This is a genomic window from Brumimicrobium mesophilum, from assembly GCF_003025005.1.
GTDB lineage: Bacteria > Bacteroidota > Bacteroidia > Flavobacteriales_D > Crocinitomicaceae > Brumimicrobium > Brumimicrobium mesophilum.
Genome location: NZ_PVSS01000024.1, coordinates 1 through 10,255 on the forward strand (window position 1 = coordinate 1; position 10,255 = coordinate 10,255).

The following is a 10,255-nucleotide window of genomic DNA, read 5'->3' on the forward strand; positions in this document are numbered from 1 at the left end:
TACAGCAACAACGGTTGTAACAATTTCATCAACTCCAATTGCACCAGTAATTACATCAACAGATGTAGAACTTTGTGAAGGAGAAACATTCAACTTGGGGTCAACAACCCAAGGGACTAGTTACTCATGGACAGGACCGAATGGATTTACATCTAGTAGTCAATATCCTTCTGCAATAACTGCTTCAACAGCAACTGCAGGAACATACTCACTTTCTGTTCAAACGGTAGGAGGTTGTGTAAGTGACGTGGCAACAATAGAGATCACAGTGAATCCATTACCATCTACACCAGTACTTAATGTATTGAGTAATAATGTTTGTGAGGGAGATGCAGTTGTATTAACAACGAATGCAGTAGCAAGTGATTATTTATGGATCGCATCAAGTGGAGATACAATTACAACGCAAGTACCAAGTTTAACGGTGAACAGTGGTTCAAACTACGTATCAGGAAACTGGACATTAGTGGTTGGAAATTCAAATGGATGTTTAAGTAATAACTCAAACAACCAAGCGATTAATCTTTACGCTAATCCAAATGCGATTGCTTCTAATAATGGACCAGTTTGTAATGGTGGAACAGTTACTTTAACTGGAAACACCGCTACAAGTGGAACATATGAGTGGTATGATGAAAATTACACAACATTATTATCAACGAATGCAGTTCATTCAATTAATAACATGAGTGCAGGAACTTACACATACAACTACATATTAAATGTAAATGGATGTGTAGATACAGCAACAACGGTTGTAACAATTAATGCTACGCTTACAGCTCCAGATATCACATCAACAGATGTTGAATTATGTGAAGGAGGAGTGTTTAGTTTAGGAACATCAACAGTTGCTGGAACTTACACATGGACAGGACCAAACGGATTTACATCTAGTAGTCAATATCCACAAGCGATTACAGCTTCTAGTGTTACAGCGGGAACATATAACTTATCAGTTTCAACAAATGGTTGTGGAAGTGCGGATACTTCAATTACAATTGTGGTGAACCCACTACCAGCGCAACCAACGATAACTGGAACAACTTCAATTTGTTTAGGAGATACGTTGAAATTGATGACAAGTTCAACATGTGGAACATATAAATGGATAGGCCCTGGAGGTTCAAGTGTAACAACATTGTCTAATCCTTTATTGACAACAAGTACGAACTACACGTATATCCCTTCAACTGATTCGGCATATGCAGCGGGTGACTGGAGTGTAATATGTATTTCAGCTGAGGGTTGTGAGTCTCCTATGTCAAGTGCTATAAACGTAAATATCATTCAGGTTCCTGATACAGTTTATGCTGCATCAAACAGTCCTGTGTGTGAAGGTGGAAGCATTAATTTGACAACCAACGGAGTTGCAGGTGCAAGTTACTCTTGGACAGGTCCAAATGGATACAGTTCAACGGTTCAAAATCCTGTAATCAATAATGCACAAGCAATTCACAATGGTGATTATAGTGTTGAGCTTACATTTAATGGTTGTTCGTCAAGAGTTTCTATCCCAACAACAGTGGTAGTAAACCCAATACCAGCAACACCACAACCAACATCTAATTCAGCATTATGTGAATCAGATACATTGTTCTTATTTGCAAACAATACAGGGAACACGTACCAATGGACAGGTCCAAATGGATTTAGTTCAACTTTAGAGAACCCATTCATAGTGAATGCTACATCTGCAAATCAAGGATTCTATAACTTAACAATTACTGAGAACGGATGTAGTTCAGCGGTTGGACAGGTACAAGTAGATATCATTAATTCAAACTATGTACCAACGATTAGTTCAAATGTGACTGATCTTTGTGAGGGTGATGACTTAATCTTAAATACAACTGGATTTAGTGGTGGTAATGCATCTTATGTATGGTATGGACCATCAGGAGTGTTAGATACAACTGCTAATCCAACTTACATAAACTCAAACATTCAAGTATCAGAAAGTGGTAATTATTATGTAGAAGTATTGACAGGTATTTGTTCATCATTGCCATCTCAACTTGTGATGATTAATGTTAACCCAACACCTCCAGTACCAAACATTACGGGTGACACTGTAGTTTGTGAAGGAGATGTTATTCAATTGTATACGAATACAGTTGCGACTCAATACAGTTGGACGGGACCAAACGGATTTACATCTAGTTTACAAAATCCACAAGTTATTTCTTCAGCAACATTGAGTGATGCAGGATTGTATTCTTTATCAGTAGAGGTGAATGGATGTTTCTCAAGTGATTCAACTGTGAATATTACAGTTAATCCGAAACCTCAAACACCAGCTCTGTTCTCAAACTCTCCAATTTGTGTTGGAAATGATATTATCTTATCAACACCAAATGTAGCAGCGAATTATGAATGGACTTTACCAGATGCATCAGTTGTTGTTACAACAAATGATACATTAATTATCACGCCAGCGACAATGGCCGACCAAGGTAGTTACTCATTGAGAATTGAAACTAATGGTTGTTATTCTGATGCAGTTTCTGTAGAGGTGAGTATTGATGACCCTACAACAGCGATTGCTTATGCAGGTGATGACATGATTGTTTGTGATGGAGCTCCATCAGTTAATCTTTCAGCGGTCAACAATGGAACAGGTTTCTGGGAAACTACTTCAAGTGCAGTGATTGTAACGCCATTTGATCATAACACAACAGTTACCAACTTGCAAACTGATAGTTCTTACGTATTTGTATGGACCTTAACTCAAGGAGCTTGTGGAGGCTTGTCAACTGATACTTTATTGGTAAATGTGCCTGGATATCCTGTTGCAGTTGGAGATTCTGCGATACTCAATGAAAATGGAAGTGTATTGGTAGATGTCTTAGCGAATGATAGTTATTCATTCCCTGTGAATCTAAATCCAGTAACAACTCCTAATTATGGGTTCGTTACAAACAACAATAATCAATTGAATTATGAAAACACTGGAATAACAAATGGTGACCAATTCATATATGAGATTTGTTTAGAAGATTGTCCTTCGATGTGTGATACGGCATATGTAAATATTGTTGTCAATCCATTGATCAACGTTCCAGATATTATTACTCCAAATGGGGATGGTAAAAATGATGCTTTCGTAATTGAAGGAATTGAAAACTATCCGAACAATGAGTTCTATATCTTCAACAGATGGGGTAATGAAGTTTACTCAACTGATGATTATCAAAATGATTGGGATGGAACTAGAAATGGTAAAGAGTTACCTGATGGAACATATTTCTATGTCTTCAATAATAAAGATACAGGTGAATTAATTATTAACGGTTACATCACACTTCACAGGTAGTATTAAAGAATAAAAGAACAGTTATGAAAAAATTACTAATTATTTCGATGTTATTTCTATTGGTGAATACATCATATGGTCAACAAGACCCGATGTATACCCAGTTCTTTTCAAATAAACTTGTTGTGAATCCTGCTTATGCAGGTACACGAGATGCAGTGAGTTTAGTTGGATTGTACAGGCATCAATGGGCTGGTATGGAAGGTGCTCCACGAACAACGACATTGTCTCTGCATTCTCCAATCAGAAAAATCAATTCAGGTTTCGGGATTTCTTTGGTTCATGATCAAATTGGAATCCAAAGAAGTTATGAAGCAAAACTTGCTTATTCTTACAATATTAACGTAGGAATAGGAAGGTTGAGTTTCGGACTTGATGCTCAGATCAGAAAGCAAGACATGTTATGGTATGATTCTAATCCGTTAGATGGGGGTGATGATTACATACCTTATGGTGAAAATACACTGGCCTTACCAAATTTCGGATTCGGAGTTTACCTATATAGAGACAACTACTATCTGGGATTGTCTGCTCCAAAGTTGTTAGAAAACAGAACGGACTATAATCCTGTTGGAGGGAATTCATTTCAAAGAAGACATTTCTTTGGGATGGCAGGAGTACTTATTCCTATCTCTAAAACAATAGCACTAAAGCCTGCTCTTTTATTGAAGTATGAAATAAATTCACCATTAGAATTAGACTTTAATATGATGGCAATATTCCACGAACAATTTTGGGTAGGAGCAACTTATAGAACTAACGATTCATTTGATGTTCTTGTACAATATCACTTGAAGAATAATTTAAGAATCGGTTATTCTTATGACTATTCACTAACAAAACTGTCGAGCGTAAATAGTGGTTCACATGAAATCATGATAGGTTATGACTTTAATGGTAAGCAAAAAGGAATTTATCACCCAAGATATTTTTAATTATGAAGAAGTATATTTTAACAATTGTAGCCAGTTTCTTTTTCCTTATAGGAAATGCTCAGAAAGCAGACGCTCTTTATGGCCATCTGTCTCTTCAAGAAGCAATTACTCTTTATGAGGCAAAATTAGAGAAAAATGCTACCGATGGAGAGTCAATTTATAAACTTGCTAATGCATATCGTTTAAACAATCAGAGTGTTAAAGCAGAACTATGGTTTTCAAAGGCTGTTGAAAGAAGCGAGCGTATTGATAGTAAGTTTTATTATGCACAAATGCTCTTGATGAATGGAAAACCTTCAAAAGCTAAAGAATGGTTCAATAACTATAAACTCACTATTGTAGGGAAAGAAACCCAGCATATTGATGGATTTATTGAACTGTGCACTCAAATGGAGAATGACAATGTGCCGCATAATAATTACGACATTAAAAAAGCCATCTTTAATTCTGAAAGTTTAGATTTTAGTCCAGCATATTATGGAGACGACCTACTCTTTGTTTCGAATCGTGATGAAAGTCAGGGAGCGTCCAATAATTTAGATAATTGGACTGATGAGAAGTATACTGATTTGTATATTTCGTACCCAAAATCAGGTTTTGAAGTAGAGCCTTTTTCAAAGGTAATTAATTCAAATCTACATGAAAGTTCAGGAGTGTTTTCTAAGGGATTAGACACACTTTATTTTACAAGAAGTAATCAGCTTAAAGGAAACATTACAAAGGACAATGAATTGAATGTTCGTTTACAAATTATGGAAACGAATAAAAATGGTGAGAAATGGAGTAAACCAAAGAAGCTATCTTTCAACAACGATAACTATTCTTATTGTCACCCAACTTTATCTAAAGACGATAGTACTATGATTTTTGCATCAGATCAACCAGGAGGATTTGGTGGAATGGATTTGTATATTGTAAAAAGAGATGGTGATAGTTGGGGAGTTCCTGAGAATATGGGAGAGAGAATTAATACTTCAGGAAATGAAGTGTTTCCATTTTTAGATAATTCAGGAAAGCTTTATTTTTCGTCGAACTTCCACCCTGGATTTGGAGGGCTCGATGTATTTGAAACTACCCCGGCGAATGGAAGTTGGTCGAAACCTTCTAATGTCGGTATTCCTTTAAATAGTGTAAAGGATGATTTCGGAGTAATTACTCAAGATAACTTTCAAACTGGTTATTTTTCTTCTCACCGATCTGGAGATGATGAAATATATACTTTCAAGAACAAAGGAAATTATATTATTAGAGGTAGAGTGATTAATTGTGAAACTGAAGAAGCAATTGCCGAGGCAAATGTGAATATCTACGAAGAAGGTGTCCTCTTTAAAAATGTGTTGAGTGATGAAGATGGTTGGTTCTCATTTCAGGTTAATCAAAACACTGGAGAGTTGAAAGCTATTGCAAATAAGAATCTTTACATCACAAATGTAAATTGTACAGGAGAGTTGGTTTTCAATCCGCAAGATTCAGATGTTGAGTTGTTATTGGCTTTAACTTCTCAATTTGATGAAAATTCAGACTTCAACTTATGTGGAACAGTATTAAATAGTGATTGTAATTATTTATTAGACAATGCAAAAATTACTATAATCAATATTTGTACTGGTGAAACAGCTGAATTAACATCGGATAAAGATGGTAAGTTTAGATTCCCATTGATGAAAAATTGTAAATATAAAGTGATAGCGGAAAAAGATCATTTTACGACAGTTCAAGAGTTTGTGACTACGGATTCAATTCCAGTGGAATGTTTGGATTTAGATATTATAATGAATTCCAATATTGATTTAAGGGACCCAGCAAACGGATACAATCCAACTAATAACAATATCGTGTTAAAAGAAGGGACTGTTGTAGACTTATATAACGTTTACTTTGATCTTGATAAATATAACATTCGAGGGGATGCAATTGAAGAATTAGAATGGGTGAGAAAAATCTTAGTAGACTATCCAGAAATGACGGTCGAAATATCTGCTCACACAGATTCTAGGGCATCTGATGAATATAACATTAGACTTTCAAAAAATAGAGCAAACTCTGTTCGTCAATACCTTGTAAATGCTGGAATTGATGGAGATAGAATAATGTCTGTTGGATATGGTGAAACGCGCCTGAAAAACGAATGTTCTGATGGAGTTAATTGTAGTGAGTTAAAACATCAAAGAAACAGAAGGGTAGAATTTAAAGTTCTAAAATTCAAAGGAGAGGCAATAGTAAGTAAGGAGTGGAAAGCATATTTGAGATAGGTTTAAATAATTCTTATAAACCAAAAGTTTACCATCCCAGAATTTAATTCGGGTGGAGGAAGCCCTCAAGAAATTGAGGGCTTTTTCTTTATGTGCTCATGTCATTATTTGAATTATATGGTAGGCCACCATTTTAGGAAAGGGATACTACTTTTTATGAATCCAATGAATGGGTCGTGTTTTTAACTCTTTGAGAAGAAACCAAATGATAAAAAAGGAGCTTTTTGATGTTGAAATGGACACCCGAATTAACACCTTCTCTTTCTTCCTTAATTAACGACTCGTTAGAAGTCTAGTAGGGATTGTAGCCCCATTGTAGCCCGCTGGTTATTAGAGTTATTCATTTCTAAAAGTTATATTTGTTCAAAACACAATTACTATGAAATCTAAAGTTAAAATTCTAGCTTTATTAATGCTCGGTTTCTCATCTTTTTTGGGAGCTCAAATATCTCCAGGAGGAATAGGTACAGTTGGACTTACATCTTGGTTTAGAGCCGATGACTTGAATGCTGGAAATGTCACCACTTGGACTACACAGTTTCCAATGGGAACAGGAGCGGTTACCGTTACAGATCCTCAGGCACCATATCCACAATTAGAAATTACACCAACAGGAAGTATTTCAAATTATAACAGAACGATCTCTTTTACTGGAAATACTTATGTTGGACAGAACATTTCGACTGTTCAAGGTTTACAAAATACAACTCCACCTACCTTGTTAGCGAATGCGTCTATAAGTGATCAAGGTACATTTTTTTGTTCATATTATATGCCAACACCTCCTTCTGGGAATGGACATTTATCGCTCTATAACAATGGTTCAACAGGATTACAAGTGAGAAATCTTACTGCCACTGGAAGAATTGGACTAGGTCTATCTTTCAATTCATTAAATGCTTCACGCGATTATATTGAAGACTTTAAACCGAATATTACATCATATAAAGGAAATCGTTCTAATGCTACAAGTTTGAAGGCATACAACAAAGGAGGATTATTATCTTCAAATGTTGCTTCTCAATCTTCGGGCTCAAACGGGTTGTATTTTGGGTACTCTCCTACAATCGGATCTTCTGCCTATAACGGGTTTTTGCACGAAATTTTGTTTTTTAACCGAGATCTGACTGATTTAGAAATGAGTAAAGTACGCACTTATTTAGCGATTAAGTATGGTGTTACAATTAAAAATATTGGTGGTGGAGCAAATGGAGATTATGTAGCTACAGATGGTACAATTATTTGGGATGCAAGTGTAACGCCAGACTATCATAATGATGTAATAGGAATTGGACGAGATGATGTTGAAGATTTATATCAAAAACAATCACACAGTTTTGATGATGTAATAAGAGTTTATATTGATGACCTAGTTGCAGCAAATGAAGATAATGTTGGTGTAATTAGTACAGATATTTCCTATGTAACCTTAGGACACGATAATGGAGATTTGTGCGGCTCTATAGCATCCAATTCTGAAGCACCAAGTCCTATTTCATCTAGAATAGCAAGAGAATTAAAAGTTACAAATACCGATTTTAATCAAGATTTTAATTTGGATATAGAACTGAACCCTTGCTCACCAATTACCAATATTGATGTATCTAAATTAAGATTATTGGTAGATTTAGATGGCGATTTTACTGACGCATCATTGTTTTCTCAAACTAATGGGATAAGCTTCACTGAAAATAATGGTACTATCACAGTTTCTGGAATTTCAACTACTTTGATTCCAATGAATGATACAAGATATATTACTATAGGTTATATCGATGAAAGTTATCAAATTGTTGAATCTAGTGGTCCTATTTGTGAAGGTGAACAAGCTTGGGTCATTTTTGAAGTATTAAATGCCAATAACCCTGTAGATATAGAATACTCAATTGGAGGGAATCAATTTACTGCATCAAATGTTGTTGATGGAGATACATTATTTCTTTCCCCAAGTGTAACCACTGATTATTTATTTACTCCTTTTGTAGGTATCATTAATTGTTGTAGTGCCAATAGTGATCAATTATTTAATCAGGTTGTAAATCCGTTGCCTGTCATCACTTTAGATAGTTTTGATGACACTCCATGTGATGGTGATGCAATGACTCTAACAGCAAATGGAGGAGGTACTTATTCTTGGAATAACAATGTGGTAAACGCCATTCCTTTTATAATCAATTTAGCGGATGCTGGAATATATGAAGTTACTGTTACATCTGCTTTCGGCTGTGTAAGCATTTTAGATACTTTAATTGATGTGAAAGAAAACCCTATAATTACATTAATTGATGAGGTTAACCAAGCTTGTGATGGAGATATGGTGACGTTAACCGCAGATGGTGCAGAAACTTATGAGTGGACACCAATTGTAACGAATGGAGTTCCTTTTCAAGTTACTGAAGGAACCATAAACTATGAGGTAATTGGAACCGATGCAAATGGTTGTACTGGTAACTTAAACTCAACCATAGTTGTATACCCTTCGCCAATAGCTGATTTTACACCAGATACCACTTCTGGAGTTGCTCCAATGACAATTAATTTTACAGACAATAGTTCCAATGCGGTCGATTATTTTTGGGATTTTGGAAATGGAAACAATTCTACATTCCCCGGAGATGAAACTGAAACCTATGAAAATGGAGGCGTTTATCCGGTGATTTTATATGTTCAGAATGGAGTGTGTAGGGATAGTTTGACTCAAATTATTAACTTAGAGTCACCTGATATAAAAGTTGTATTACCTAATATTTTTACTCCAAATGGTGATGGTTCCAATGATTTATATAAGATTACTGCAGACAATGTTGCTACAATCGAAGGTTTTATTCTTAACCGATGGGGAGTTGAAGTTTATTCTTTCGATTCAATCGATTTTGAATGGTCAGGGGACAATATCACAGATGGAGTTTACTTTATTAAGTATAACGCTGTAGGAAAGAACGGAGAAAACTTAGAGGGACATGGCTATATCCATGTGAATAGATAGAGATAAAATCTAACAAATAAGGATTAGAATTCTGCAGGATTTTAGAAGATATAGACTCTGTATTTCTTGCGGTTTTTTCTTTAGCAAATTATCTACTTCTTCAAAATTTCCAAATTAGTGGTTTTGAATATTTAATGGATAAAGTTTATAAGACCTGAGTTTCCAAAGCTAAGCTCATAGAGAACTGCATTCGACTTAGAATTCATTTGCCAACGAACAAATGCTTAAGACTGAAATTGGATCCTAAAAGAATTAATAAAATGCAATCTTAAAATTCAGTATCCTATTTTTTCATGGCACTACGTAAAACTTTGAATAGTTCTAATTTTTGTATACTTATATTGTGGTTTAGAAGCATAAGATTATATGTGCTTTCATGAATCAATAACAGAACCTGAGTTCACAGCTCCTTTTGCTCAGTGATGCCGAGCTTTGGACTGAACATTTTAGTATATACTTGTTGAACAGCAGAAAGTACAGAAGGTGAATTGTTTTCTTTTAATTTTTCAAGGTCATTCACTATTTTTCTAGTAATGATGGTTTTAATGACATCATGATTTTAAGTTAGTTTCCTATTTTGGCGAAATGTACTTGGCAATTAACAAGTAATTTTATAGAGTAGAATATCCCTTCAAGAATTATTAATAGAAAAAGGCTGTCCTTATGGGAGACAGCCTTTTGACATTTAACTATAAAATGATTTCGATGGTTAGGTATAGCTATCGTTTTAAATTCGATTGTAAACGGGCTGCCCATGAAGAGACAA

At 35.1% G+C, this 10,255-nt stretch carries 4 protein-coding genes; all 4 read left to right on the forward strand.

Annotation, left to right across the window (positions count from 1 at the left end):
* A partial coding sequence (locus tag C6368_RS16665) for an Ig-like domain-containing protein (protein WP_159038655.1) occupies window positions 1-3,316 on the forward strand: 3,316 nt, incomplete at its 5' end.
* 23 nt (window positions 3,317-3,339) lie between these two features.
* Window positions 3,340-4,251, forward strand: a complete 912-nt coding sequence (locus tag C6368_RS16670; protein WP_107040362.1) for a PorP/SprF family type IX secretion system membrane protein — start codon at window positions 3,340-3,342, stop codon at window positions 4,249-4,251.
* A gap of 2 nt (window positions 4,252-4,253) precedes the next feature.
* Window positions 4,254-6,503 carry an OmpA family protein gene (locus C6368_RS16675; protein ID WP_107040363.1) on the forward strand — a complete coding sequence of 750 codons (2,250 nt, stop codon included), beginning with the start codon at window positions 4,254-4,256 and terminating at the stop codon, window positions 6,501-6,503.
* A gap of 379 nt (window positions 6,504-6,882) precedes the next feature.
* Entirely contained in the window at window positions 6,883-9,489 is a 2,607-nt protein-coding gene (locus tag C6368_RS16680) for a T9SS type B sorting domain-containing protein (RefSeq protein WP_107040364.1), read from the forward strand.
* The last annotated feature ends 766 nt before the right edge of the window (window positions 9,490-10,255 follow it).